Genomic DNA, 26,683 nt, shown 5'->3' with positions numbered 1-26,683 from the left:
GTCAAAATTCCTTACGCGGAGACAAACAGGCCGGTGATCTGGTAACCCATCAGCAGGAAGCCGGCACTCATCATGGCGACGTTGGCGGTATAGGCGTGGCGCCAGAAACCGCCGGTGCGCCGCCAATACCCCATCAGAATGAGAATCGCGCTAAGGGCCAGCAATTGGCCGATCTCTACGCCGACGTTGAAGGCGATCAGATTCGGAATCAGGCCATCAGGCGAGATTTCGTACTCCTGGATCTTGGTGGCTAGACCGAAACCATGGAGCAGGCCGAAGATCAGCGTGGCCACTTTGGTGTTGGGTTGGAAACCGAACCAGCGCTGGAAGGCACCCAGGTTATCGAGCGCCTTGTACACCACCGAGAAACCGATGATGGCGTCGATGATGTAGGAGCTGATGCTGATCTCGGTCAGCACGCCCAGCAGCAGCGTGACCGAGTGGCCTACGGCGAATAGCGTGACGTAGAGCCCCACGTCCTTCAGGCGGTAGAGGAAGAAGATCACCCCGAACAGAAACAGCAGGTGGTCGTAGCCCGTCATCATGTGCTTAGCGCCCATGTAGATGAAGGGCAGCAACATGACGCCGGAACTTTCCTGGATAAAGCCCTTGTCACCTTCCGCGACGGCGTGAGCCATCGCCTCGGGCATCCCGAGGAAAAGTGCAGCGACAAGTAAAAACAACAGCAATAGCGGGCGGTGCGTTGGCGCAGTGAATGCGATAACACCGCTCATCGAGTGCCAATGCATAGGTCAATCCTACGTTGCAGGGATCAAAGGCCGCAGTGCGGCCATGGTCAGGATGCGAACGTTGGACGGGGTGGCCGCTCGATCAGGAAAATCGGCGGACGGGGAACGGAATAGCGTGGTGCATCGACCCGCATAGCGAACTTAGGCTGCTCGGCCAAACTCAACGCGGACGTGAGCTGTGGCGTTTCGTGCTGATGATCAGGGGTCAACGGCGAGTGATAGTGATCTGAGCAGCTCGCACACGACATCTCGGCTTGCTCTTCATGGGAGTGATGGGCGTCTTGCGCAATCTCCCAGGCTGGCTGTTTCGATGTCACTGACAACGTATAGGTATGCCCGGCCCAAGCCACAAACATGGCGAGAACAAGTACGAATACCACTGTGGTTGTCAGGGATCTGCTGAGCATAGTGTCCGGAGTTTCTAAATCGTTCGTTGTGGGCGCGATACGTTTGACCATATCCCCCTAGGGGGGATAGGATGCCAGCGTAATTCATTGAGGCCCGAGGCTCAAGTCATGAGTGAGCAAGAACACGAACACAGCCATCCCCATACCCACCAAAGTCACGAGGCGATCATCAAGCGCCTCAAGCGGGCGGATGGCCATTTACGCGGCATCATCACCATGATCGAAGAGGGTCGTCAGTGCGTGGACATTGCTCAGCAGCTGCACGCAGTTGAAAAGGCAGTGTGTCAGGCCAAACGCACACTCATCCAGGATCACATTGATCATTGCCTGGAGGACACCGTCTCGGCGTTGAACAATGGCGAGCGCGCACCACTGGAAGCCTTCAAACAAATCACCAAGTACCTCTAGGCCTGACATGCCCAACTTCGCTGAACTGCTGCAACAAGGCGGGGCTCATGCCTGGCTGTATTTCCCGAGCGCTATTGTGCTCGGTGCCTTGCATGGACTGGAACCAGGCCATTCAAAAACCATGATGGCGGCCTTCATTGTGGCCATCCGTGGCTCTGTAAAACAGGCCGTACTGTTGGGCTTGGCCGCGACGCTGTCGCACACCGCCGTGGTGTGGTTGGCTGCCATCGGCGGCATGTACTTGGGCCAAGGCCTGGACGCACAAACCAGTGAGCCGTATTTCCAGCTTGCATCGTCGGTACTGATCATCGTGATTGCTCTGTGGATGCTGTGGCGTACCTGGCGCGGTGAGCAGATGTTCAAGTTCGAGCAAGGTGATGATCACCATCACGGCGAGCACGACCATGGCCATCATGATGAGACCCAGCGAATCGATACCGGCCATGGCCGTGTCGAATTGTCGATCTTCGAAGAAGGCATGCCACCGCATTGGCGTTTGAAGACATTGGCCGGACACGCCTGGGCGGCCTCAGACGTTCGCCTGGTCACTACCCGTCCTGACGGCAGCACTCAAACGTTCTCTTTCGTTGAGCGCAAAGGCTTCCTGGCTTCGGCGGTCGATATCCCGGAGCCTCATGAATTCAGTGCTCGCTTGAGTCTTGGGCATGCGGGCCACTCCCATGATTACGATCTGGCGTACCAGGAACATGATCACGGGCACGCGCATTCCGAACTGGAAGGTCTGGAGTTGTCGATTGACGGCTATCAGGATGCGCACGAACGTGCACATGCCAATGATATTCGTAAGCGCTTCACTAACCGAGAGGTCACCACAGGCCAGATCGTTGTGTTTGGTTTGACGGGTGGTTTGATCCCTTGCCCTGCCGCCATCACCGTATTGTTGCTATGCCTTCAGGTCAAAGAGGTCGCATTAGGAGGCATGCTCGTCCTGTGCTTCAGCATCGGTTTGGCACTTACCCTGGTGACGGTGGGAGCAGCCGCTGCCATTGGTACCAAACAGGCGTCCAATCGCTGGCCTTGGTTGGGCACAGTGGCTCGTCGTGCTCCTTACCTGTCCAGCGTGTTGATCATCGGTGTTGGTCTGTACGTAGGCTTCCATGGCTGGATCGGCCTGACAGCATAAGGCGACTTCCGATTGTTTGAACTCACCAGTTACGTGGGATTGTTCTTGGCAGCATTTGGTGCCGCCACATTGTTGCCAATGCAATCTGAAGCCGTGCTGGTTGGGATGTTGCTCTCCGACCGATACGTCGCGTCTACGCTTCTGGCGGTCGCCACCTTCGGCAACGTTCTCGGCTCTACGCTGAATTGGTTATTGGGTCGCTCCATTGAACGATTGCGCCACAAGCGCTGGTTCCCAGTGAGCGACAGCAAACTCGAAAAGGCCCAGCAATCTTATCTACGATTCGGGCGCTGGTCGCTTTTGCTGAGTTGGGTGCCCATCATTGGCGATCCACTGACGGTGGTTGCTGGAGTCATGCGTGAGCCGTTCTGGAGTTTCCTGCTGATCGTTACCCTGGCTAAGGGAGTTCGTTATCTCGTGCTGACCACCGTCACGCTGGGGTGGGCATGACGGCTGCTCATGCTGCCCAGCACTCCTCGCTCAAAAGCCGAAGCAGCAGCCTGGATCTGATCAAGTGGCTGGCGATGCTGACCATGGTCATCGACCATTTGCGATTGGTGTGGCCGGAAATGACCTATCTGTTCATTCCCGGACGGCTGTCTTTTCCGCTGTTCTGTGTCGCCATTGCGGCCAACGTGGCGCGCTCGAAACCGGGTGAGTTATTGACTGCCGCGAACGGTCGGTACCTTGCGCTGATGCTGTTGTTCGCTGTCATTTCAGAGGTGCCTTACCGCTACATCAGCACTTCAGGCTCATTCAACGTGCTGGTCACCCTAGTGCTAGGGTTGGTGATCGCTTGGGGATGGCAGCATCGTACCTTGTTGAGCGGTGCGGTGGCAGTGATCGCCACGGCAATTGCCTATGTACTGGACGATCCATTGATGTATGGCGTCTACGGAGCACTCGTTCCGTCAGCGATCCTGCTAGCGATCAAGAGGCCCGGTGTTCTTTGGCTACTGCCAGCGGCTCTATGCCTGTTGAGTAATACCCCTAGCAGCATCGTGACCAGGGCATTGGACATGGAGATCTATTCAGTGCTGGCCTTGAGTGCCGCGTTCGCGGCTCCCTTGATCGGACTCTGGCTTCTGCGACAGACCTTCACCTTAAAAGTCTGGCCCGTGCAACAATGGGGCTACTGGTTCTATCCGGGCCATCTCGCCGTACTGCAAGCGCTACGGCTTCTGAGCTGAAGGTTGACCGACCGGCTTTGCAAGTCCCCATCGCTTAACGTCGGTCATTGGGCCACCGGCGATGCTGATCATCTATTACATAGGGGTGTTCGTGCTCCACACTGTCTTGGCCATCAAGGTGAGTGTGATCGTCTAGCAGGCTCTCATGGGTGTGTCTGATCGACTCTTGATCGTGAGCAGGACGCCAGATCACAATGCTGATCACCAGTGCGCTACCTGCTACAACAGCGAGCCCAACGAACGATGCGGTAAGGCTGATGTGGGCCCCAAGCCACCCGGCCAATGGATACGTAATCAACCAACAGGCATGGGATAGAGCGAACTGGGCCGCAAACAAAACCGGTCGATCTTCTGCATGTGCCGAGCGACGTAGAAGTCGACCACTGGGGGTCTGGGCTAACGAGTACCCCACGCCGAGCACCATCCACAGAGGCAGCAGGAAGTCGTAAGTGGTCAGGTTGATACCAAGAGCCAAACCAGCGACCAGTATTCCCCCACCAAACAGCATCGCTGTACGGTCTTTGATGTTTTTCAACAGCCTTGGCAACACCAGGGCGGCCACCATAGAGCCGCTACCAAACGCTGCCAACGCCAATGCAGTAGAACTCTGAGGCAGGGCGAAGCGCGACTGCACCAGTACCACCGTGTTGACGATCACCATGGCACTGGCGGCGGCTACCGTCAGATTGAGCACGAGAAGCCCCCTCAAGCGGGGTGTGGCCAGGAATATGCGCATGCCTCGGGTGGTTCGTTCGTAGATGCTGCGCCGAGGCGTCTACTTCGCTTTCGGCAGTAGCACCGTGGTGACCAGCGCCGCTGAAGCGAGAAATCCAATGACAGTGCCTGCAAACAGGTTGTGGAAACTGATCACGGTCAGCAACGCGGCGGCGAACATCGGGCTGACGACACTTTCAAGATCATAGGCCAGACGTGATAGAGACAAGGCGCGCGTGTAATCGTCCTCATCTGGCAGGATGTCTGGAATCGTCGCTTGAAATGTCGGGGTGAACGCCGCTGAGGCCGATTGCAGGACGAAAATCAGCACATAGATCTGCCAAACCTCCGTCACAAACGGCAGAGCAAGCGCGACCAATGCTCGCACCAAATCCAGCGAGACCAACATTGCTCGACGGGGCAGACGCTCTGCAAAAGCCGCCGCAATCGGTGCAACGCCGATGTAGGCCGTCATTTTGATCGCCAACGCTGTCCCTAGAACGGCACCTGCTTGTGCTCCTGCAAGATCAAACGCCAGTAGTCCCAGCGCGACAGTGGCAAGACCTGTTCCTACGAGCGCAATCACTTGGGCCAGAAAGAGGTGACGGTAGGTTCGATTGGCCAGGATTTTCAGCATAGGAAATCTCACATGGAGAGGCGTGCAACCGTCAGGATGTCGAGTTTTCTAGTAGAAAGAGAGCGACACACTATCCGTTTATAGATGATCTTATATCCCCCCTAGGGGGATAACTAGCCATCCTAAACTAGAGCCAGTGGTAGCTCAAGAAGTAGGCGCTCAGCCTTTCATCGAATGTCGGGGAGACAGTCAGGAAGTCGCTTGCCCAATAGAGGCAATTAGCCATACGCTGCGAAGCGTGAGAGGTCTCACGGATATAAAAACATGAGCATGGAGCAAGCCCTGATGAAACTGTCTGCCCTTTTGATCGCCGCTTTACTGTCGATCACCTCCGTCGCTGCCTTCGCGCATAGCGGCGGTACTGATTCAAAAGGTTGCCATCGCAACCATAAAACGAACGACTACCACTGCCACTAAACAGCAAAAGCCCAGCGCTAGGCTGGGCTTTAGTGCGGGCTGGTCTTTTTACTTTAGGGGAGGCCAGTTCTCAGCAAAGAACTGCTAATAAGTTGCGCAGTCAGCGCAGTCAGCGCAGTAGGTGCACCGCTAAACCTACAAGTGCGCTGGCCATTAGCACCTGGATCACACCTCGCTTGAAGCGGAACAAAGCGATCGCGGCCGCAACGGCGATTATCGCAGAGGGCCAGTAGCTGGGAATACCATTGGGAATACCAAATCGCCTGGAACTCCAAAAAACTCGAAAGCCCCCAATAGCCCTGAAACCCCCGTATTTACTGGATTTCAGGCACAAAAAAAGACGTCCGTGGACGTACGGCAAGAAAAAGCGGTACCAGTGATGGATATGCTGTATGCCTGGATGATCGCCCAGCGTGACCTCGTGCCCGAAGGTTCGGAACGTGGTGCCGATACGCTGAGCATCACCGGCGACAATCCATGCCATCCGTGTCGTGGAGCATGGAGACAGAAATGACGACTGTCGCTGAATCTCTCGCATGCCTGCGCTTCTTCAGCCAAGCCCCTGAGTATGGGAAGGCTTCGCATTCCCATACTCAGGGGCTCACGCTTAAAAGGTCTATCAGACAACCACGAGTTGCGCCTTCCTCGTGGTACTCCCTGGGTTCTTCTTGCACGTCGTCGATTTTACTTTGGAACAATGGTTGCGGCTGTTGCATCGAATGGTTAAGCCCACAGTTACTCGCAGCCACTCGTAGAGTTTGATTTTGGCGCTAGAGCGACCACAAGGCGGACGCATCAAGTAACCTCGTCTTTTCAACGACGCTTCGCTTTTGCCAGCTCAGCGATCAGAAAATCCCTGAATGCAGAAACCGCCGCCGGTAAATTGCGTCCAGCCATGCTTTGCAGTTCGATGCGCCGCGCCTGCATGCCTTCATCCAGGATCGGCAAGCATTGCAGCTGCTTGTCCGCTACCTGTTTGTGCAAGGTCATTTCGCTGGCCAGGCTAATCACACCTTCTTCGCGGACGAAGCTATAGAGTGCGGCAACGTAATTAGTGGTCAAGACTGGGTCGAACAACAACCCCTGTACACCGCAACAGATGTCGAACAGTTGCCGTATCGTGGTATCGGCCTTCGGTAACGCTATGGGCCAGGGTTGCAACTCGGCGAGGCTGACCGCTTCACGCCCGGCCAAGGGATGGGAATTGGAGACCACAGCAAAAATAGCCCCGCTTAGGAAATGTTCGACCTTGACTTCCTTTTGCGGCGTCAGACTGAAGGTCATCGCCAGATCGGCTTCCCCGGAACGAACCTTCTCAGTCGCCTCAGCAGGCGCACAGACCTCCAACGTGAAATGAATGCCCTGATACTCACGCCTGAACGCGCTAATGCTCCTGGGCATGTATTCCAGTGCAAAACCTTCCGAGCAGGCGACATGCACATGTCCCCGTTGCAAGCCGTGCAGCTCGGTAATTTCCAGCACCACCTGCTCGGCCTCAAGCTGCGACTTGCGCGCATAAGCCGCCAATCGCGCCCCCGCCTCGCTGAGCACCATGCCTCGGGCACGACGCTCAAACAGGCTGGCATCCAGGGCCAACTCAAGCTTGGAAATTTGTCGGCTTACCGCTGACGCCGCGACATTCAGCCGCATTGAGGCTTCGCTGATCGATCCGCATCGCGCTACTTCAAGAAAATAGCGCAGTGCCGTGGACTGCACGCCATGCAGCTGCATAGAAGCCCCCAAGAGTTGCCTTTTCGGCAAAGGAAGTATCGAAATATTGAGCTTGCGGCATTGATACCCTTTCCCTACATTCGTGTCCAGACCAAAAAAAACATTGCCTGACCGCTTCATCCTCCTTTGCGCATTTGCGATTCGCTGCCCTTTGATTCAACCACTCTCGCCAACGGAGACGACGGCATGGGCATCAAAGGTTTCGCCTGCAGTATTGCGCTGATGGGCCTCATCAGCAGTTTTCCGGCTCATGCCGGTAAAGCCAACGACACCCTGGTTTACGCTTCCGACAGCGAGCCTGAAAACATCAGCCCCTATCACAACGATTTACGCGAAGGGGTGATTCTCGGCCGGCTGATCTGGGACAACCTGATCTACCGCGATCCCATAAGCGGCGAATACAAACCCATGCTGGCCACCAGCTGGAAACAGGTCGACGACACCACCATCGACTTTGAGCTGCGCAAAGGCGTCAAATTTCACAACGGCGACGCCTTCACCGCCGACGACGTGGTGTTCACCCTCAACTACGTGGTGTCGCCCGAAGCGAAAGTCGTTACCGTGCAAAACATAGACTGGATCAAGAGCGCCGAAAAAACCGGTGACTACAGCGTCCGCCTGTATTTGAAGAAGCCTTTCCCTCCGGCACTGGAATACCTGTCCAACGCCGTTCCGATGTTCCCCAAGCAGTACTTCGAGAAGGTCGGCCTGGCCGAATTCAGTCGCAAGCCAATTGGCACCGGGCCGTATAAAGCTGTGTCGGTGGTGGCTGGCGAAGGCGTGACCATGGAGATCAACAAGGACTACTTCCCGGACAGCCCACAAGGCAAGCCACATATCGGCCACCTCACGTTCCGGGTGATCCCGGATGCAGAAACCCGCCTGGCCGAGTTGATGACCGATGGTGTCGACTGGACCTGGCGTGTGACCTCGGACCAGGCAGTCGACCTCAAAGGTATGCCGAACTTGACCGTGTCCAGCGGCGAAACCATGCGCATCGGCTTCCTGATTCTTGATGCTCGGGGCACCTCCACTGAAAACTCGCCGATGAAGAACCTCAAGGTGCGTCAGGCCATCAACCACGCGATCAACCGCAATGCGCTGGCCACGCAATTGGTGGGTGGCGAAGCCAAACCCTTGCAGGTTGCCTGTTATCCAGGCCAGTTCGGCTGCGATACTACCGCGGCCACGGTCTACAACTATGACCCGGCCAAGGCCAAGGCGCTGCTCGCCGAAGCCGGTTACCCAAATGGCTTCGAGACAGAAATCTTCGCTTATCGCGACCGTGATTACGTCGAAGCCATCATCGGCAACCTGCGCGCTGTGGGCATCAACGCCAAGCTGCGTTACTTGAAGTATGCCGCCCTGCGCGATCAGCAACGTGGCGGCAAGGTGCCAATGTCGTTTCAGGCCTGGGGTTCGTTCTCGATTCTCGACACCTCGGCGTCGGCTGGGACCTGGTTCAAAGGCAACCCGGACGACAACATCAAGGATCCGCAAGTCCAGGGCTGGTTGCAGACTGCCGACAACGCCCTCGACCCGCAAGTGCGCAAGAACAACTACCACAAGGCGTTGCAGCGCATCAGCGAGCAGGCCTATTGGGCGCCGCTGTTCAATTACTCGATGAACTACGCCTATACCTCCGACCTGGCGTTCACGCCCTACCCGGATGAGCTACCGCGTTTCGCTCTGTCCAGTTGGAAGTAATCGACAGGTGCCGTGACGCGCAGTTTTAAACGCGCTACGGCAAGCCCCCCACATATATCAGCCAATGGATACGAGGAAACTTGCCATGCTTGGATTCCTTCTGCGCCGTCTGGGTATCGCACTTTGCGTTGCGATTACCGTGTCGGTGATCAGTTTCTCTCTTTTGCATCTGTCCGGCGACCTGGCCACTGCCATTGGCGGGCCGGAAGCCAGCAGCGAACAAATCGAACAGATCCGCGTGCAGTACGGTTTGGACAAACCGCTGCCAACCCAGTACTTCAACTGGCTGGGCGATTTACTGCGGCTGGACCTGGGCAACTCTTTTTTCTTTCAGGAATCGGTCTACAACCTGATCGCCAACCGCCTGCCAATCACCCTCGGCCTGGGGGCGATGGCGTTGGGCATTGCTCTGCTGGTGGCGATTCCGCTTGGGGTGCTGGCCGCAGTCAAACACGACACCTGGATTGACCGCCTGGCGTTGAGCATTGCCGTACTGGGTCAGGCAATGCCAAGTTTCTGGTTTGCGCTGATGTTGATCGTGGTGTTCGCGGTGACGCTCAAGTGGCTGCCGGTGTCCGGCAACTCGACCATGCTGCACTTTGTCATGCCGGCCATTGCCCTGGGCTACTACGCGACCCCGGCAATCATGCGCCTGACCCGCGCAGGCATGCTTGATGTGCTCAGTTCCGATTACATCCGCACCGCCCGCGCCAAGGGCCTGCGTCCTGCCCGCGTGTTGTTCAAGCATGCACTGCGCAACGCCTTGATTCCGGTAGTCGCGTTGGCGGCGGTGGAGTTCGGCTTCATGCTCGGCGGTTCGGTGGTGATCGAAACCGTGTTCTCCCTGCAAGGCATCGGACAACTCGCCTGGGACGCCATCGCCCGTGACGACTTTCCGGTGGTACAGGCCGTGGTCCTGCTGATTGCGGCGATCTACATCATCCTCACCTTGCTGGCCGATGTGCTCAACGCACTGCTCGACCCGCGCATTCGCGTGCGCTAGGAGGCTTACATGAGCACCCCCACTACCCTCGCGATCAATGACTACCTGCCACCACCGAGCAGCCTAAGCCGAGTACTGGGCAAGAGCTTTCACCACCGTGGTTTTGCCATTGGTGCGGTGCTGTTGCTGTTAATCATGGCCGGCGCACTGTTCGCCCCGTGGGTGGCACCTTATGACCCTTACGCTCAAGACGTGATGCTGCGTATGAAGCCGCCAGTGTGGATGGCCAACGGCACCTGGGAATACGTGCTGGGCACTGACAAACTGGGCCGAGATTACCTGTCGCGACTGCTCTACGGCGCACGTATTTCGCTGTTCATCGGCATTGCCGCGGCGCTGATTTCCGGTTTTATCGGCACAGTGATGGGACTGCTGGCCGGTTACTACGGCGGCAAGGTGGATGCATTCATCAGTTACTTGATCACTACCCGGCTGGCGATGCCGGTCGTGATGGTCGCGCTGGCCTCAGCCTCGCTGATGGGCGGCTCACTGAAAGTGGTAATCGTGCTGCTCGGTTGCCTGTTATGGGATCGCTTCGCGGTGGTGGTCAGGGCCTCGGTGCAACAGATTCGCGATGCCGAATACGTCGCCTCGGCCCAAGCCCTGGGTTGCTCGACGTTGCGCATCCTGGCCAGTGAAATCCTGCCCAACTTGATCGGCGCGTTGATCGTGGTCGCCACCCTGGAAATGGCCCACGCGATCCTGCTGGAGTCGGCGCTGTCGTTCCTCGGGGTTGGCGTGCAACCGCCGACACCATCCTGGGGCTTGATGATCGCCGAAGGCAAACCCTACATGTTCTTTTCCCCGTGGGTCATCGCCATTCCCGGTGTTGCCCTGATGATTCTGGTGCTAGGTATCAACCTGGTCGGCGACGGCCTGCGCGATCTGATCCTGCACGATGGCCGCAACTGATAGAGGAGTACCGAACATGGCACTACTCCATGTTGAAAACCTGCGCGTGGACATCCCCATGGGCAACAGCCCGACACCGGAGAACATGCTGCACGCTGTGCGCGGCCTGAACTTTGAAGTCGAACACGGCGAAATGCTGTGTATCGTCGGCGAATCCGGCTGCGGTAAATCCCTGACCTCCCTGGCGCTGATGGACCTGTTGCCACGCAAAGCTAAACGCACCGCGTCCCGGCTGACTCTGGACGGTATCGACATGCTCGGCCAGAGCGAACGGCGCATGTGCGACCTGCGGGGTAACCGCCTGGCCATGATTTTTCAAGAACCGATGACCTCGCTGAATCCGGCCTACAGCATTGGCGATCAGCTCAGCGAAGTGCTGACTCAGCATCGCAAGGTGTCACGCAAGGATGCCCTGGCTCGCGCCGCGCAGATGCTGGAGAAAGTCGGTATCAGCAATGCCACCGAGCGCTTGCGTCAGTATCCGCATCAACTTTCTGGCGGTTTGCGTCAGAGGGTGATCATCGCCATGGCGTTGATGTGCGAACCGGACCTGATCATCGCTGATGAGCCAACCACGGCACTGGACGTGACCATTCAAGCGCAGATCCTACGCTTGATCCGCGACATTCAGAAAGAACTCGGCCTGGCGGTGATCTTCATCACCCACGACCTTGGGCTGGTAGCACGGATCGCCGATCGGGTCGCAGTGATGTATGCCGGGGAAATCGTCGAAACCGCTCCTGCCCTGCAACTGTTCGAGAACCCGCAGCATCCGTACACCCGTGGTCTGTTGGCCAGTATTCCAATCCCTGGCCGGAGCAAACCGGGTGAAGCGCTGGGTTCGATTCCAGGCCTGGTGCCGAGTCTGGTAGGCGAACAGCAAGGTTGTGCGTTCCGCAATCGTTGCGGACAGGCGATACCAGCCTGCGCGCAAAACATCCCCGAAGTCGAACAGGACGGACACATGGCGCGCTGCCTGTTCGCCGCACCAGACCCGGCACCGATTCGTCTTCAGGAGAGTGTAAGGTCATGAAAAAAGACATCACTTTGGAGCTGTGTGACATCCGTCGCGAGTTTCGGATCAACAAGGGCTTTTTCAAACCCGCCGCCACCCTGAAGGCTGTCGACGGCGTTTCCCTGCGTCTGATGCGTGGCGAGACCCTCGGTCTGGTAGGCGAGTCCGGTTGTGGAAAAAGTACCCTGGCAAAGATGCTGCTCGGTCTGTTGCCGCCTACCAGCGGCGATGTGCTGGTCAATGGCAAACATCTGGCGGCGACTGATCGTAAGGAAATGTCCCGGCACATTCAGCCGATATTCCAGGACCCGTATTCCTCGCTGAACCCACGCAAGACACTGCGCGAAATCGTTACCCTGCCGTTGATCGTGCATGACATCGGCAGCACCGCCGAGCGGCGCAAGAAGACCGAAGAGATGCTTGAGGTGGTCGGCCTGCCCAAACGGGTCATCGACAGCTATCCGAGCCAACTGTCCGGCGGCCAGCGGCAACGGGTGGCAATTGCCCGTGCGTTGATCATGCGCCCTGACGTGTTGATCTGCGACGAACCCACCTCGGCGCTGGACGTTTCGGTGCAGTCGCAGATTCTCAACCTGCTGCAAGACCTCAAGCGCGAATTCAGCCTGACCTATCTTCTGATCAGCCACAACCTAGCGGTCATCGAACACCTTGCTGATCGGGTAGCGGTGATGTACCTGGGCCGTATCGTTGAAGAGCGCACTCGTGAGTCATTGTTCGCCGCACCCGGTCACCCTTATACCCAGGCCTTGCTGGACTCGGTGCTCACCCCCGATCCGCGTCTGGGCATTCCCGATATCGGCCTGCACGGGACCTTTCCCAATCCGATGTCACCGCCGCCCGGTTGCGCTTTCCACCCCCGCTGCCCGAGTTGTTTCGCACCGTGCAAAACGGTCTACCCGGCCAATGATTCGATTATCGGGGGCAACGTGCGTTGCCACCTTCACGACAATCCTGCCCAACCACTGGAGCTTGTCCACTCATGAGTCGTTCACTGGCCATCAGCAACACCACAGAGCAATTTGACAACGGCGCATTTTTCAATCTGCTCGAACGTAGCGTCGCCTTGCACACCGAAAGCCAGGCAACGGACAGCCAGCCTGAGTTGTACCGCTACCTCAATGACTTCATCACCCCGCATGTCGAGGCGATGGGCTTCAGCGTCAAGATCTATGACAACCCGGTGGCAGAGCGCGGTCCCTTCATGATCGCCACACGCATTGAACATCCAGAACTGCCGACCGTTCTCAGTTACGGCCACGGTGATGTGGTGCGTGGCTATGAAGCGCAATGGCGTGAAGGCCTGTCGCCGTGGCAAGTCACTGTCGAAGGCGATCGCTGGTACGGTCGTGGCACGGCAGATAACAAAGGCCAGCACCTGATCAACCTGACCGCGCTGGAGCAAACGCTCAAGGCTCGCGATGGCAAGCTGGGTTTCAACGTCAAACTGCTGCTGGAAATGGGCGAAGAAGAAGGCTCGCCGGGCTTGAATGCATTCTGTGCCGCGCACAGTAAAGAGCTCGCGGCGGATATTTTCATCGCCTCGGACGGCCCGCGCCTGGCGGCATCACGACCGACGATTTTTCTCGGCTCACGCGGGGTGTTCAACTTCGAACTGGCGGTCTATTTACGCGAAGGTGCTCATCACTCAGGCAACTGGGGCGGGTTGCTGGCCAACCCCGGCATTATTCTGGCCAATGCCATCGCGAGCATGGTCGATGAACACGGTCGGGTGAAAGTTGCAGGCCTGATGCCTGAGACAATACCCGATCCAGTTCGACAGGCACTGGCCGATATTGACGTCGGTGGAGGGCCGGAAGATCCGGAAATCGACGCCAACTGGGGTAATCCGGAGCTCTCGCTGAGCGAAAAGGTGTTCGGCTGGAACACCCTCGACGTCATTGCCTTCAAGACCGGCAACCCGGACGCCCCCGTGCATGCGATCCCCGGCAAGGCCAACGCCCACTGCCATATCCGCTTCGTGGTGAACAGCGACTACACGACCTTTATCCCGGCTGTGCGCACCCACCTGGATGCTCATGGTTTCAGCAATGTCGAGGTCAAGCAAAGCCGCATCGATGTGATGCATGCCACTCGGCTAGACCCGCAAAGCCCATGGGTCAATTGGGCGCTCAGCTCCTTGGCACAGACCACCGGCAAAAAACCTGCGCTGCTGCCAAACCTCGGTGGCTCGCTGCCCAACGACGTGTTCGCGGACGTGCTCGGCCTGCCAACATTGTGGGTGCCGCACTCGTACCCGGCATGCTCACAACATGCGCCGAACGAGCACTTGCTGGCGCCGGTGGTCAAGGAAAGCCTGCAAATCATGGCCGGGCTATTCTGGGACCTGGGCAACGACGCGGCACGCCTGACTCAGGAACATCAGTTACGGGAGCAGGCGCAATGAGCGCCACTCCACAACAGGCGCTGGACTGGCTTGCTGACCAGCGCCAAGCCATGGAAGCGCTGCTACAGCGTATCGTCGACACCGACTCCAACAGCTATGACAAGGCGGGCGTCGACGCTGTGGGCGCGCTGCTCGCGGCTGAACTGGAAGCCGACGGCATCCTGCTCAAGCGCATGCCGGTCGATGGTTTTGGCGACGTGATACTCGCCGAAGTGCCTGGCGCATCTGGAAAGCCGGTGCTGTTGCTGGGCCATCGCGACACGGTGTTCCCCAAAGGCACCACCACGACTCGCGGCTACAGCCGCGACGCCAACCTCGCCTATGGCCCCGGCGTCGCTGACATGAAAGGCGGCTTGGTGCTCAATTGCTTCGCCCTCAAGGCACTCAAGCGCGCCGGTCAACTGCCCTATCCGGTGCAGGTTCTGTACACCGGTGACGAAGAAATCGGCTCCGGCAGCGCCAGAACCCATATCGAAAGCGCAGCCCGAGCCGCCTGCGCCGTGCTCAATACCGAACCCGGCCGGGCCAGCGGTAACGTGGTCAGCGCACGCAAAGGCGGTGCCACGCTGATCATCGAAGTCAGCGGCCGCGCGGCGCATGCCGGGGTCAACCATGCCGACGGAGCCAGCGCCATCGAGGCCCTGGCACGCAAGATCGTCAAGCTCCATGCCTTGACCGACTACCCGGCAGGCATCACCACTAACGTTGGCCTGATATCCGGTGGCACGTCCAGCAACACCGTCGCGCCTAGCGCCTGCGCCCGGCTGGACGTGCGCTTCATCGAACTCAAGCACTGGGATCAGATCTTTACCGCAATCCAGGCCATCGTCGCAGAAGAAGAACTGATCGGTACCAGCGCTATCCTCAAGGAAGCGACGACCTTTCTACCGATGGAAGCACATCACAGCGAACGGCTGCTGAACATCTACCAACAAAAAGCGCTGGCGCTGGGTTTCAGCGTCGAAGGCGAATTCACCGGCGGTTGCGCCGACTCCGGATTCACCGCTAGCCTGGGCATTCCAACCCTGTGTGGCCTCGGGCCGGTTGGTGGCAAGGTCCACACAGATCGTGAATATCTGGAACTGGACACGCTGGTGCCTCGCGCTCTGGCCTTGGTGGCGACTATTCTGGCTGTCGGCGAGAGCAGTTGAGCTAATGGATCTCTACGAATCGCCGGGGATAGGGTGTTCATGCAGTCACGCCCCGGCGTTGAAGGTTGACGTCATCACCTGATGGCATACCACCGACGAGATGAGATCGCGCGCCAACATGAACGTGCAGGAGCTGATTAACCCAGCGCCATAATGCGGACTCAACAACCCCGGACAAGCGACAATATCCAGTGTTTACCGACGAGATGACATTCGAGCATCCGACTGTGAGAGAGCATGGTCATGACAATTCCAAGAGTCCAACGCTACTGTCCGGAATTGGTGGACGGCCCACCACTTCAACATCTAAAGACGTCCACGGACGTCTTTTTTTGTGCCTGAAATCCAGTGAAATCAAGGGTTTCAGCGCTACGGGGTTCCTCAAACATTTTTTGAGTTCCGGTCGTTTGGGTATTCCAAATGGTATTCCAAGCATCACCGATGCTATTTTTTGGAATGCCAAAACGGTGTCAGAGGTAGCTCTCATGCCTGCTCCAGCCCTTCGCCTCTCTGACCGCCAGCTCAAGGCAGTCAAGGCAAAAGACAAGGATTACGTACTCAGCGATGGTGACGGCCTTCAGCTCCGGGTCAGGAGTAATGGCTCGATGCTGTGGAACTTCAATTACCGAGAGCCGGTAACAAAAAACCGTATCAATATGGGGCTGGGCCCATATCCTGAACTCTCGCTAGCGAACGCCAGGAAGAGAGCAGTTGAAGCACGCGAATTGCTGGCTCAAGGCATCGACCCCAAAGCGCAGCGCAATACGCTTGTTGAAGCCAAACGAGCAGAGACGGAACACACGTTTGAAAACGTGGCCACCGCCTGGTTCGAACTGAAGAAAGATTCCGTCACGCCGGCGTACGCCGAAGACATCTGGCGCTCGCTCACGCTGCATGTATTTCCAGACCTGAAAACAACGCCGCTCTCAAAAATCAGCGCGCCAATGGTCATCAAGCTCCTTCGCCCCATCGAGGCAAAAGGCAGCCCCGAGACAGTGAAGCGATTGAGCCAACGGCTCAACGAGATCATGACCTAAGGGGTCAACTCCGGGCTGATTTTCGCGAACCCTCTGAATGGCATTCGGGCGGTGTTCAAGAAACCCAAAAAACAGAATATGGCGGCGCTACGACCCGATGAGCTGTCCGAGCTCATGATGGAAATCGCGAACGCCAGCATCAAGCGGACGACCCGCTGCCTGATCGAATGGCAGCTTCATACCATGACACGTCCTGCCGAGGCGGCCACCACCCGGTGGGCAAACATCGAATTCGACAAACGCATTTGGACCATCCCGCCGGAGCGCATGAAAAAACGTCGTCCGCACAGCATCCCGCTGATCGAACAGGCACTCGCGTTACTGGAGACGCTCAAGCCCTACAGCGGCCATAGGGAATACGTGTTCCCCGCAGATAGAAACCCGAGCACCCACGCCAACAGCCAGACCGCCAACATGGCGTTGAAACGCATGGGCTTCCAGGACCGTTTGGTCAGCCATGGCATGCGCTCCATGGCCAGCACTATCCTGAACGAGCATGGCTGGGATCCGGAACTGATTGAGGTCGCGCTGGCGCATGTCGACAAGGACGAAGTCCGAAGCGCCGACAACCGAGCGGACTACATCGAACGTCGGCGTCCGATGATGGCTTGGTGGAGTGAGCATATCCAGAAAGCTGCCACGGGCAGTTTGCTGGCGTCTGCGATCAATCAAAGCAAGGACCGGAAGGTCGTGCCGATACGCTGAGCGCTCACCGGATAGCGCCGGTAGCCCCAAAAGAAGCCCCTAATGCGGTGACAGTTCTTCTGGCGACACCGGCGACAACCCGCGCAATCCGTGGTGTGCAGCATGGCGACAGAAGTGGCGACTGTCGCCAAATCTCCTGCATGCCTGTGCTCCTATGGCCAAGCCCCTACGCATGGGAAGGCTCCGCATTCCCATGCGTAGGGGCTCACATTTAAAAGCGACGAACGGCCATCCGGCTATCGAACGCCACCCACGACCACCACCTTTCAGCCCTTGTGACTGGCGCAAACAACTGCGCCCAACTCGATTGACCCGCCATATGCGGGCGATAGAAAGAAGCCTCAAAACGCTACCAGCTAGGTGACCGGGATCTTAAACGTCACGCCACTCCCTTGGTGTTCCTCCCAAGTGCGATTCGCGTCCGGAAGCTCGCACGGTTACTCGCCAGAGTGATCGACGCCTATTAGAACCTTTGCCCTGGGGCAGCTTCACCCCGGAGTGATGAGTGTTTCGAGCCTGTTCTTAACGCTACCTGATCGACGCGCAGCCAGTTTCCGTGCAGAGCCTATGTGTTTAAAGCCGGAAGTGGCTCACCATCATCTGCAATTGATTACCCAGTCGCGCCAGCGCCACACTGGAAGCTGCGGTTTCGTTACTGGCTTCAGCCGTTTGCTCGGATACATCCCGGACGTTCAGGATGCTGCGACTGATCTCGTCAGCGACCGAGCTTTGTTGCTCGGCTGCAGCAGCGATCTGCTGGTTCATTGCCTGAATGTTAGAGACCGTGCGGGTGATGTTTTCCAGTGAGGTACCAGCCTTACGTGTCAAGGCGACGCTGCTATCGGTCAGATTGCGGCTGCCGAGCATGATGTCGGAGACCTGTCGTGTACCGTTTTGCAGAGCAGCAACCAAGTATTGGATCTCTTCAGTCGATTGCTGGGTACGTTGTGCCAACCCGCGAACTTCGTCGGCAACCACCGCGAATCCACGGCCCGCATCGCCCGCCCGCGCCGCTTCAATGGCGGCGTTCAACGCCAACAGATTGGTCTGCTCGGCCACGGTCTTAATCACATCCATGACCTTGCCGATCTTGCTGCTCTCCTGCTCCAGCACGGTCATGGCATCTGTTGAGCGTATGACTTCAGCGGCGAGCTTTTCAATCTGGTGGATAGCTTCGCCCACGACTTTGTCACCGGAGCGGGCTTCTTCGTCGGCAGTGGAGGCTGCAACCGATGCTTGTTCGGCATTACGTGCCACTTCGTGCACCGTAGCTGACATCTCCTGCATCGCAGTGGCCACCTGATCGGTCTCAACTTTCTGACTGTTGACCCCGACGCTAGTCTGTTCTGTCACTGTGCAGAGCTCTTCGGCGGCGCCGGCAATCTGGGCCACGCCATCGCGAATCCCAGTGATCAGGTCGCGCAGAGTCACACCCATACGCTGGATACCCTGTTGCAGCATGCCCAATTCATCCCGACGAATAATAGCAATGGTGTGGGTCAGATCCCCCGAAGCAATTTGGTTGACGACTTCCAGTGTCTGCTGCAATGGACGAGTGATCTGACGCGTAATGAGTATCGCCGCCACGATACCCAGCAGCAGAGCGAGCAACGTACAACCGATCTGCAAGGTACGAGCCTGTGAGGTGTCAGCTTCGCCCAGATGCAGTTGAATGCTATAGAGCTCATCCCCCACTTTCAGGATCTCTGCGCCCTGTGCTTTCATGTCCTTGCGCGCGTCATTAATGGCTTCCTTCGCCATCTTCAACGCCTGTAGCGAAACCTGATATTTGCGCAGGGCCGCATCTAACTGTGCAACCTTGTCGCTATGAATAGGACTGAGAGCGGACTTGAGTTTATCTACACCGCTGATGGCTATGTCCAACTGATGAAACGCTGCCTGCTCGGCCTTGTCGGTAAGATTTCCGGTATAACCGCGCACTTCGTAGCGAACCAGCTGGAGATCCATCCGGGCATTGGCAATGAGCTGGGCTTGGTCGAAACGAGCAGGATCAGAAGGCTCTAGCTTTATCATGGTGTCAGCGATCGCCGTGATCATCTCGGCCGCCCTACCAGCATTGACGCCCATTTCAGCGCGCAATTTTGCGCGGTTCACATAAGCGCTACGCATCTTGTTCAGTGACTGTTCGTAGTCCCTGATGACGTCAGTCAAATGCCCTAGCGGTTTCAGGTTGATCGGGCTAGTGAAGGTCGCAAGCAGGAACTGCTGGTGCTGTTTGAAACTGTCCAGATTGCTTTGAACGCTTTGTGCGACTGCATCATCACCGTCGGCGAGCATGTATTGCAGGCGTGCCACCCGCAGCGCTGTTAACTTGTTGCCCAGTTGGACGATGTCGCCAATTCTGTCCGTGCGATAAATCAGTTTGTCGAGACTGGTCCAACCGACAAGCGCCAGCAACGCCGTGAAAATCAGAACAATCCCGAATCCCAAAGCCAACTTCATGTTAACGCTGATATTCGAAAAACGGCTATTCATAAAATCCCCTTGACCTGTCTTTTTATACGCGATGAAAAAGCTGAAGATTTATTTTTTGTCGAACCGCAACCTGCGGCAGATGACTATCGACCCGGCGACCTTCAAACTTGACAAGAAATGAAGATTCACCTGAGCAAAATCGTTGAACAACACGCACCTAATGCTCGGCCCAGGCAAACCGTCGATTTGCTGCCATCTAAGAGGGCTACTCCTCAGTTTCAAGGCTGACGATGCGGATTACTCTCGTTAAACATTGGCTGCGCAGATGTCATGCGACGCGGTCTTAACGCAGAGATAGCCTCTTGACGAACTTTGATTATTTCAGCGCCCATCAACTGCGCGTGCTTGTCGTCGAGCCCCACGCTTTTCAGCTGTTTGATGTGCAGAATGTATTCTTCGAGATGGGGTGTTATCGCGTCCTCCCAGTGATGGGTCTTGAAGACCTCGACACGACGCTGAACGATTGCAAAGAGGCCTTCGACCTGGCGCTGTGCACCAGCGGCGCATTCGATTTAAGCGATCAGGAGCTGGCGCAACGGGTGTGCGCCAAAAACAAGGTGGCCAATCTGATCATGCTGACGGGCTCCCCGCATCAGGAGCCTATGCGGCCGCTGCATAAACCCGATTTTAAACACATACCGCTGTTGGGTTTTTTGCCCAAGCCGTTGTCTCCCATGGCATTGCGGGCAATGGTCGAGCGCATGAATAACCCGATTGCCAACGTCCTGTCTGCGTGAGAAGAACGTGCGCGACGGTTTAAGCGTCGTTGCGCTGAGTCCGACCGTCCGGGCCGTACAATTTGTTGCCGACGACACTATTGAGAAAGCTGACGATGCGCTGGTTACACGCCATGCGCAGACTGAGCACCCCACCGTTCGAGGTATTGATCTCCCTGGCCCGCAGCGCCAACGCCCGCAATTGCCGCCAGGCCGCCAGGCAATCGGCGTCTTGAGCCGCTTTGAGCGCCCCTTTGCGACCAGGGCCATAGCCGAGCTTCAACTGCGCTCCGTAACGGATCGCCTCCAACTGCTCCAGCTTCTGCAACGCCGCCTGTTTGCACGCCGTCAGCTCTCTCAGTTTTTCGCCATCAACCCTGGCCTGAGCCAGGGCCCGACGTTCTTGCTCCAAGAGTTCGACCAACTGCACGATGGCCTGCTGCTGCAACTCCAAATGTTTAGTCAGACTCATAGGTATCTGAAGCTCATCGGTTTCGGCCTTTCGTATCGCTCATTCCGGGTCGCTGCCGAGGGTTTCTCTGACACTCGACACCAAGCCTTCATAGATTGATTCCGAGCTGATCTGAAAGGTGCCGCTATCGATGGCCTGACGCAAGGCGGCGACTTTTTCCATATCAACATCCGATGCACTTTCAACATCCGCAATGGCGCTGATGCTTGAGACCGGCGCCTCATCATCGAACGTCGCTTCCAGCGTCTGCAGCTCGGTTCGCTGCGAACTGGTGCCGGCCACTTTGCTGTCAGTTGGCGGAAGGGTATTGGTCAGGTTAGCGCTTATGATTTTCACGTTAGAGGCTTCATTGGCTGTTGTTGGGTCACTATCGGCAATCGAAAAGGCAAACTTTGACCAGCGATCGGGAATCGACAAAAAAATTAATAACGCAGTAACAATTCATTCTGGCCAACGACTTGCGCGTTCAGCAACTTGCCGTCACTGCTCAACACCCGGACACTGCTCCCCAGGCTGCCATTGTCCAGCGCCTTGCCATCGCGACTGATCGTGAAACCCTCACCTTGAGCCTGTAGCATGACCCGCTGATTGCGCTCCACCAGCCAACGCTCGCGGAAATTGTTCAGTGCCAAGGCGGCGCCCCGGCTGAAACTGCGACTGGCCTGACGGCCAATGACTTGCTCCGGCTTCAGCACGCTGCTTTTGGGCAAACGCTCCAATGGGCCGCGCTTGATTTCTAGCATGTTGGCTTTGATGACGTCACCCGCCGCAATCCTCTGACGACTGACTACATAATCACCGACAACACCCACGCTGACTTGCAGATAGCCGGCCACCCCCTCCTCACCCTCACAACGCACGCCTACCGCCACGCGGCCGAACGCGTTCTGCTCAGGACGCACCAGATACGGCTGAGGACTTTCGCACGCCGATATCCGTGCGGCTGGCTGACCAATGTCGATCTGCAGCTGTTGGATGCGAGGCGGCAATCGCAGCGCAATCAAATGACGCACCTTATCTTGCAGCACATCCGGTTGAGCCACGGCGATGCCGCTTTGCAGCAAGCACATCAAAGCCCATCCGCCGAACCGCGGATGATGCCGGAAAAACCCTGTCATCGAGCCAATCCTCTGAGATAGCCAGTGGAGAATTTTAGGCTCCCCGGCGACGAGGCAAGGCCAGAACTGGTCGCCAAATAGCGGCCTGTTTCGGCCTTTGCCTCGACGACCTTGGGACTAATCTGCGAGCCGTTCAATTATTTGATGCACAGGTCCGCAGACATGATCGACAAGCTCGACAACGAGCTGCGCTTCCAGCAGGACGCAATGAGTTTGCGGGCTGAGCGCCAGCAGGTATTGGCCAACAACATTGCCAACGCCGACACCCCCAACTTCCGGGCACGTGACTTTGACTTCTCCACCGAACTGGCCAGCTCCCTGCAGAACGGGCGCACCAACGAGCGAGGCATGACGCTGGCGACCACCTCGGATCGCCATCTTCACGCCGCCTCCGACAGCCTGTCGAACCGTGCCCTGCTCTATCGGGTCCCGGACCAGCCGAGCCTCGATGGCAACACCGTGGACATGGATCGCGAGCGCGCGCAGTTCACCGATAACGCCGTCCGGTATCAGGCGAGTCTGACGTTTCTGAGCAGCCGGTTGCAGTCGCTCAAGACCGCCATGCAGTCCGAATAACGCAGGGAAAAACACTATGTCAATGTTCAGCATTTTCGATATCGCCGGCTCCGCGCTCAGCGCTCAGTCCCAGCGCATGAACGTAACCGCCAGCAACCTGGCCAACGCCGATACCACCAGCGGCCCGGATAACGAGGCCTATCGCGCACGCCAGGTGGTGTTCGAGTCGCAATACCCGAGCGGCAGCCGCATTGGGGGGGTACGGGTCAGCCAAGTGATCGAAGACGACTCCCCCATGCGTCAGGAATACCGTCCCGGCGACCCGCTGGCCAACGAGGAGGGCTACGTGACCATGCCCAACGTCGAGCCCGTGGGCGAAATGGTCAACATGATCTCCGCTTCGCGCTCCTACCAGGCCAACGTCGAAGTCATGTCCACCAGCAAAGAAATGATGCTGAAAACTTTGACTCTAGGTGAGGCGTAAACCATGACTAGCACGATTTCCAGCTCGGTCCTTTCGAGCGTCAACAGCAGCAGTACCACCTCTGAAAGCACCGCTTCGGCGTCAGAAGAACTGCAAGATCAGTTTCTGACGCTGCTGACGACCCAACTGCAGAACCAGGATCCGACCGATCCGATGGACAACAGCGAAATGGTCACGCAGCTGGCACAGATCAGCACGATCAGCAGCATCGAGGATGTGACCACCACGCTGGAGGGCATCTCCAGCCAGATCAGCGCCAGCGAGACCCTGCAAGCCTCGGCGCTGGTTGGCAACGGCGTATTGGTCGACGGCAGCACCATCCAAGTCGCCAGCGGCGTAGCCACCACCTTTGGCGTCACCCTGGCCAGTGATGCAGACAGCGTCACCGTCACCATCAAAGACAGCAGCGGCACGGTGGTTCGCACCCTGGATGAAGGCGACATGAGCGCCGGGACCCAAGCCTTGTCCTGGGACGGTTTACAGGACGACGGCACGACCGCAGCCGATGGCGCTTACACCTTCTCTGTGGCCGCCACCGCCGAGGACGTAGCCGTCACAACCACAGCGCTGAAATACGCACTGGTAACCGGCGTGACCACCGACAGCAGCAACGAAGTCGCGCTGGATCTGGGGGGGGTCAACGAAAACGTCGGGCTAAGCGATATCAGCCTGGTGCTTTGACCGCAAACGCAGCTTCCACTCACGCCCAGCAATCCTTCGCAGTTGCCAAGACTGCTCAGTCATCGTTCGCATTCCAGGAGAAATACCATGGCTTTTTCCCAAGCGCTTAGTGGTCTGGCTGCTGCTTCCACCGACCTCAACGTCGTCAGCAACAATATTTCCAACTCCCAGACTGTAGGCTTCAAAAGCTCGACGACGCAGTTCGCCGACGTGTATGCCGGCGCGGACGTCGGGTTGGGGACCTCGGTTTCAGGTGTGGTTCAGAACTTTGCATCCGGCAGCCTGACCACGACCGATAACGAGCTGGACCTGGCGATCAGCGGTGAGGGTTTCTTCACCTTCACCGACGGCACACAGACCGTGTATTCGCGCAACGGCCAATTGACCCTGACCGCCGATGGCTATCTGGAAAACGCCGCGGGCGACCAGTTGCTGGGGGTCAATGGCGTCATCCAGATTCCGACGACGGGTATGCAAGCCAGCGCCACTACCGAACTGGATGCCGAGCTGAACCTGGACTCCAGTGAAGACATCATCACCGATACCTTCGACCAGACGGACTCGTCGACGTACTCCTACTCAACGACCGCGACCCTCTACGACTCCCTGGGCAACAGCCACACCAGCACGCTGTATTTCAGCAAAACCGCCGAGAACACCTGGGAAGTCCACACCGCGATCGATGGCAACCTGCTGACCGAGACACAAACCGTGGCGTTCAGCTCCAGCGGCCTGATCACCAGCGGAGAGACCGGCACTTACACCTATGACCCGGACAACGGTGCCGCGGACATGAGCATCACGCTGGACCTGACCGGCACGACGCAGTTCGGCAACGACTCCGAGGTGTCCGACATTTCTCAGGATGGCTACACCTCCGGCAGCCTGGTGAGTTTCACCATCGACGATACCGGAACGGTCATTGCCACCTACTCCAACGACCAGACGCAAAGCATCGACCAGATTCAACTGGCGACGTTCAGCAATGAAAACGGCCTGCAATCCAACGGTGACAACACCTGGCTGGCCACCTCCGCATCCGGCCAGGCCTTGCTGGGTGTTGCCAGCAGCGGTTCTCTGGGCTCGATCCTGAGTGGCACGACCGAGGACTCCAACGTCGACCTGACCACCGAACTGGTGAACCTGATCATTGCCCAGCGCAACTTCCAGGCGAATGCCAAGTCGGTGACGGCGCAAAGCGAAGTGCTCCAGCAAGCCGTCAACATCGGTTCTTAACCCATGGATCGCATGCTTTTCACGGCGATGAGCGGGGCCAATCAGGCGCTCGAACAGCAGGCCGTTGTAGCCAACAACCTGGCCAACATCGTGACACCGGGCTTTCGTTCGCAGTTGGTCGAAATGCAGTCCTCGCCTGTCGCGGGCGAGGGCTTGCCCACACGGGTTTCGGTCGCCGCCAACGGCGTGGGTGTCGACTGGACCGAAGGACCGATCACCCATACCGACCGGGCGCTGGATGTCGCGCTCGGCGAAAACGGCATGCTGGCGGTGCAGACCGCGGACGGCAAAGAGGCCTACACCCGCCGCGGTGATTTGCAGGTCGACGGCACCGGTGCAATGACCGTCGGTGGCCGTCCGGTCATCGGTGACGGCGGTCCGGTCACCGTGCCACTGGGTAGCGAAGTCACGTTGGGCAGCGACGGCACGATCAGCGTCCGTGAGCTCGGCATGGAGCCCCGGGGCCTGAGCCCGGTCGGTCGGCTGAAGCTGGTATCGGCCTTGCCCGGCACGCTGCAGGCCGGCACCGACGGGTTATTCCGGCCACAGCCCAATGCCAATGGCACCGTGCAGCCACTGCCTGCCGACGAAACCATGCGCGTGACGCCCGGTGCACTGGAGGGCAGCAACGTCAGCCCGACCAACGCCATGGTCGCGATGATCGACAACTCGCGGCGCTACGACATGCAGATGAAAGCCATCAGTACCGCCGACGAAAACGCCAAGACCGCCAATAGCCTGCTCTCCCTGCAGGGCTGACCTCACGGTTGAATGAATAAGGAACCGATCGATGATCAGATCACTGTGGACGGCCAAAACCGGCCTGGAAGCCCAGCAGGGCCAAATGGACGTGATTGCCAACAACCTGGCCAACGTCAGCACCAATGGCTTCAAACGGTCGCGGGCAGTATTTGAAGACCTGGTTTACCAGAACGTGCGCCAGCCGGGCGCGCAAAGCAGCACCGATACCCGCCTGCCATCCGGCTTGCAGGTCGGCACAGGGGTGCGTGAAGTCGCCACCGAACGCCTGCATACCCAAGGCAATCTGGAAGAGACCAGCAACTCCAAGGATCTGGCGATCAATGGCCTCGGTTTTTTCCAAGTGGATATGCCGGACGGCACCACAGCCTACACCCGTGACGGCAGCTTCCAGCTCGACTCGAACGGTGAGATGGTCACCTCTAACGGTTACAAGCTCTCGGCAGGGGTCACTATTCCCGCCAACGCCACGGCCATCTCAATCAGTACCGACGGCATCGTTTCCGTGACCCAGCCCAGCAGCTCCACCTCGACCCAGGTCGGCCAGCTAAACCTGGCATTGTTCATCAACCCGGCGGGCTTACAGAGCATCGGGCAGAACCTCTATCTGGAGACCGACGCCTCGGGCTCACCGACCGAAACCACACCGGGTCTCAACGGCGCTGGAACGCTGTCCCAGGGTTACGTCGAAACCTCCAACGTCAACGTTGTGGAGGAAATGGTAAGCATGATCCAGACCCAGCGCGCTTACGAAATCAACAGTAAGGCCGTCGAGAGTTCGGACGAAATGCTACAGCGTCTGACTCAGCTCTGACCGCTATGTTCGAGACACACAAAATGGCTCATAAGCCCT

The 26,683-nt window shown here is 57.8% G+C and carries 24 protein-coding genes and 5 pseudogenes; 20 read left to right on the top strand and 9 right to left on the bottom strand.

The window, feature by feature from the left end:
• Positions 1 to 11: 11 nt before the first annotated feature.
• On the bottom strand, positions 12 to 749 hold the full coding sequence (locus ACYZUD_RS27485) for a HupE/UreJ family protein (protein WP_462021017.1): 738 nt from the start codon (positions 747 to 749) through the stop codon (positions 12 to 14).
• Positions 750 to 1,264: 515 nt separating this feature from the next.
• Here ACYZUD_RS27485 and ACYZUD_RS27480 point away from each other — a divergent pair.
• Genes ACYZUD_RS27480 through ACYZUD_RS27465 form a run of 4 tightly spaced genes read left to right on the top strand, consistent with a single transcriptional unit; the run spans position 1,265 to position 3,898 of the window.
• The gene (locus tag ACYZUD_RS27480; RefSeq protein ID WP_048377475.1) at positions 1,265 to 1,564 is read left to right on the top strand and encodes a metal-sensing transcriptional repressor; all 300 of its coding nucleotides are present in this window, start codon (positions 1,265 to 1,267) and stop codon (positions 1,562 to 1,564) included.
• Between the two features lie 7 nt (positions 1,565 to 1,571).
• Positions 1,572 to 2,708 carry a nickel/cobalt efflux protein RcnA gene (locus ACYZUD_RS27475; protein ID WP_462021016.1) on the top strand — a complete coding sequence of 379 codons (1,137 nt, stop codon included), beginning with the start codon at positions 1,572 to 1,574 and terminating at the stop codon, positions 2,706 to 2,708.
• Positions 2,709 to 2,720: 12 nt separating this feature from the next.
• Positions 2,721 to 3,158 carry a YqaA family protein gene (locus ACYZUD_RS27470; protein WP_462021015.1) on the top strand — a complete coding sequence of 146 codons (438 nt, stop codon included), beginning with the start codon at positions 2,721 to 2,723 and terminating at the stop codon, positions 3,156 to 3,158.
• Positions 3,155 to 3,898, top strand: coding sequence for a TraX family protein (locus ACYZUD_RS27465; RefSeq protein ID WP_462021014.1), 744 nt, complete (start codon positions 3,155 to 3,157; stop codon positions 3,896 to 3,898). The genes ACYZUD_RS27470 and ACYZUD_RS27465 overlap by 4 nt, the downstream gene beginning before the upstream one ends.
• Positions 3,899 to 3,932: 34 nt before the next feature.
• Here the strand turns inward: ACYZUD_RS27465 and ACYZUD_RS27460 are convergent.
• A pseudogene (locus tag ACYZUD_RS27460) lies at positions 3,933 to 5,249 on the bottom strand (MFS transporter).
• A 264-nt stretch (positions 5,250 to 5,513) separates the two neighbouring features.
• On the opposite strand from ACYZUD_RS27460, the gene ACYZUD_RS27455 reads away from it, so the two are divergent.
• The gene (locus ACYZUD_RS27455) at positions 5,514 to 5,666 is read left to right on the top strand and encodes a YHYH domain-containing protein (protein WP_462021013.1); all 153 of its coding nucleotides are present in this window, start codon (positions 5,514 to 5,516) and stop codon (positions 5,664 to 5,666) included.
• A 109-nt stretch (positions 5,667 to 5,775) separates the two neighbouring features.
• On the opposite strand, the pseudogene ACYZUD_RS27450 reads toward ACYZUD_RS27455, so the two are convergent.
• Positions 5,776 to 5,955 (bottom strand): annotated as a pseudogene (locus ACYZUD_RS27450) (chromate efflux transporter); the annotation flags it as partial.
• A gap of 524 nt (positions 5,956 to 6,479) precedes the next feature.
• Complete coding sequence (locus tag ACYZUD_RS27445; RefSeq protein WP_462025124.1) at positions 6,480 to 7,397, bottom strand: LysR substrate-binding domain-containing protein; 918 nt, start codon at positions 7,395 to 7,397, stop codon at positions 6,480 to 6,482.
• A 186-nt stretch (positions 7,398 to 7,583) separates the two neighbouring features.
• Here ACYZUD_RS27445 and ACYZUD_RS27440 point away from each other — a divergent pair, with 186 nt between their 5' ends.
• The 8 genes and pseudogenes from ACYZUD_RS27440 (at position 7,584) to ACYZUD_RS27405 (ending at position 17,352) form a co-directional block, all read left to right on the top strand.
• Positions 7,584 to 9,104 (top strand): ABC transporter substrate-binding protein, encoded by a 1,521-nt coding sequence (locus ACYZUD_RS27440; RefSeq protein ID WP_462021012.1) that lies wholly within the window; start codon positions 7,584 to 7,586, stop codon positions 9,102 to 9,104.
• A gap of 85 nt (positions 9,105 to 9,189) precedes the next feature.
• On the top strand, positions 9,190 to 10,107 hold the full coding sequence (locus tag ACYZUD_RS27435; RefSeq protein ID WP_462021011.1) for an ABC transporter permease: 918 nt from the start codon (positions 9,190 to 9,192) through the stop codon (positions 10,105 to 10,107).
• A gap of 9 nt (positions 10,108 to 10,116) precedes the next feature.
• Positions 10,117 to 11,019, top strand: coding sequence for an ABC transporter permease (locus ACYZUD_RS27430; protein ID WP_462021010.1), 903 nt, complete (start codon positions 10,117 to 10,119; stop codon positions 11,017 to 11,019).
• 16 nt (positions 11,020 to 11,035) lie between these two features.
• Positions 11,036 to 12,052 (top strand): ABC transporter ATP-binding protein, encoded by a 1,017-nt coding sequence (locus ACYZUD_RS27425; RefSeq protein ID WP_462021009.1) that lies wholly within the window; start codon positions 11,036 to 11,038, stop codon positions 12,050 to 12,052.
• Entirely contained in the window at positions 12,049 to 13,038 is a 990-nt protein-coding gene (locus tag ACYZUD_RS27420; RefSeq protein WP_462021008.1) for an ABC transporter ATP-binding protein, read from the top strand. Before ACYZUD_RS27425 ends, ACYZUD_RS27420 begins: the two co-directional genes overlap by 4 nt.
• The gene (locus ACYZUD_RS27415; RefSeq protein WP_462021007.1) at positions 13,035 to 14,459 is read left to right on the top strand and encodes a M20 family metallopeptidase; all 1,425 of its coding nucleotides are present in this window, start codon (positions 13,035 to 13,037) and stop codon (positions 14,457 to 14,459) included. Before ACYZUD_RS27420 ends, ACYZUD_RS27415 begins: the two co-directional genes overlap by 4 nt.
• Positions 14,456 to 15,610 carry a M20 family metallopeptidase gene (locus ACYZUD_RS27410; protein WP_462021006.1) on the top strand — a complete coding sequence of 385 codons (1,155 nt, stop codon included), beginning with the start codon at positions 14,456 to 14,458 and terminating at the stop codon, positions 15,608 to 15,610. The genes ACYZUD_RS27415 and ACYZUD_RS27410 overlap by 4 nt, the downstream gene beginning before the upstream one ends.
• Positions 15,611 to 16,095: 485 nt before the next feature.
• Positions 16,096 to 17,352 (top strand): annotated as a pseudogene (locus ACYZUD_RS27405) (integrase domain-containing protein).
• Between the two features lie 695 nt (positions 17,353 to 18,047).
• Here ACYZUD_RS27405 and ACYZUD_RS27400 read toward each other — a convergent pair.
• Positions 18,048 to 18,630: pseudogene (locus ACYZUD_RS27400) on the bottom strand (methyl-accepting chemotaxis protein); the annotation flags it as partial.
• A 201-nt stretch (positions 18,631 to 18,831) separates the two neighbouring features.
• A pseudogene (locus tag ACYZUD_RS27395) lies at positions 18,832 to 19,815 on the bottom strand (methyl-accepting chemotaxis protein); the annotation flags it as partial.
• Between the two features lie 335 nt (positions 19,816 to 20,150).
• On the opposite strand from ACYZUD_RS27395, the gene ACYZUD_RS27390 reads away from it, so the two are divergent.
• Complete coding sequence (locus ACYZUD_RS27390; protein WP_462021005.1) at positions 20,151 to 20,585, top strand: hypothetical protein; 435 nt, start codon at positions 20,151 to 20,153, stop codon at positions 20,583 to 20,585.
• Between the two features lie 19 nt (positions 20,586 to 20,604).
• Here ACYZUD_RS27390 and ACYZUD_RS27385 read toward each other — a convergent pair whose 3' ends face one another.
• Genes ACYZUD_RS27385 through flgA form a run of 3 tightly spaced genes read right to left on the bottom strand, consistent with a single transcriptional unit; the run spans position 20,605 to position 22,154 of the window.
• Complete coding sequence (locus ACYZUD_RS27385; RefSeq protein ID WP_462021004.1) at positions 20,605 to 21,036, bottom strand: flagella synthesis protein FlgN; 432 nt, start codon at positions 21,034 to 21,036, stop codon at positions 20,605 to 20,607.
• 39 nt (positions 21,037 to 21,075) lie between these two features.
• Positions 21,076 to 21,453 carry a flagellar biosynthesis anti-sigma factor FlgM gene (locus tag ACYZUD_RS27380; protein WP_462021003.1) on the bottom strand — a complete coding sequence of 126 codons (378 nt, stop codon included), beginning with the start codon at positions 21,451 to 21,453 and terminating at the stop codon, positions 21,076 to 21,078.
• A gap of 5 nt (positions 21,454 to 21,458) precedes the next feature.
• A complete protein-coding gene (gene flgA, locus ACYZUD_RS27375; RefSeq protein WP_462021002.1) occupies positions 21,459 to 22,154 on the bottom strand; it encodes a flagellar basal body P-ring formation chaperone FlgA in 696 nt (231 codons plus the stop codon).
• Positions 22,155 to 22,316: 162 nt separating this feature from the next.
• On the opposite strand from flgA, the gene flgB reads away from it, so the two are divergent.
• The 6 genes from flgB to flgG all read left to right on the top strand — a co-directional run bounded on the left by flgB (position 22,317) and on the right by flgG (position 26,644).
• The gene (flgB, locus tag ACYZUD_RS27370; RefSeq protein WP_462021001.1) at positions 22,317 to 22,730 is read left to right on the top strand and encodes a flagellar basal body rod protein FlgB; all 414 of its coding nucleotides are present in this window, start codon (positions 22,317 to 22,319) and stop codon (positions 22,728 to 22,730) included.
• A 16-nt stretch (positions 22,731 to 22,746) separates the two neighbouring features.
• Complete coding sequence (flgC, locus tag ACYZUD_RS27365; RefSeq protein WP_462021000.1) at positions 22,747 to 23,154, top strand: flagellar basal body rod protein FlgC; 408 nt, start codon at positions 22,747 to 22,749, stop codon at positions 23,152 to 23,154.
• Between the two features lie 3 nt (positions 23,155 to 23,157).
• Positions 23,158 to 23,835, top strand: coding sequence for a flagellar hook assembly protein FlgD (locus tag ACYZUD_RS27360; protein ID WP_462020999.1), 678 nt, complete (start codon positions 23,158 to 23,160; stop codon positions 23,833 to 23,835).
• Positions 23,836 to 23,922: 87 nt separating this feature from the next.
• The gene (gene flgE, locus ACYZUD_RS27355) at positions 23,923 to 25,071 is read left to right on the top strand and encodes a flagellar hook protein FlgE (RefSeq protein ID WP_462020998.1); all 1,149 of its coding nucleotides are present in this window, start codon (positions 23,923 to 23,925) and stop codon (positions 25,069 to 25,071) included.
• Positions 25,072 to 25,074: 3 nt separating this feature from the next.
• Positions 25,075 to 25,830 (top strand): flagellar basal body rod protein FlgF, encoded by a 756-nt coding sequence (locus ACYZUD_RS27350; RefSeq protein ID WP_462020997.1) that lies wholly within the window; start codon positions 25,075 to 25,077, stop codon positions 25,828 to 25,830.
• 31 nt (positions 25,831 to 25,861) lie between these two features.
• Complete coding sequence (gene flgG, locus ACYZUD_RS27345) at positions 25,862 to 26,644, top strand: flagellar basal-body rod protein FlgG (RefSeq protein WP_462020996.1); 783 nt, start codon at positions 25,862 to 25,864, stop codon at positions 26,642 to 26,644.
• The last annotated feature ends 39 nt before the right edge of the window (positions 26,645 to 26,683 follow it).

Source organism: Pseudomonas sp. XS1P51 (assembly GCF_054897845.1).
The sequence above is the reverse complement of the archived record's forward strand: the minus strand, read 5'-3'. Positions and strand labels throughout refer to the sequence as shown.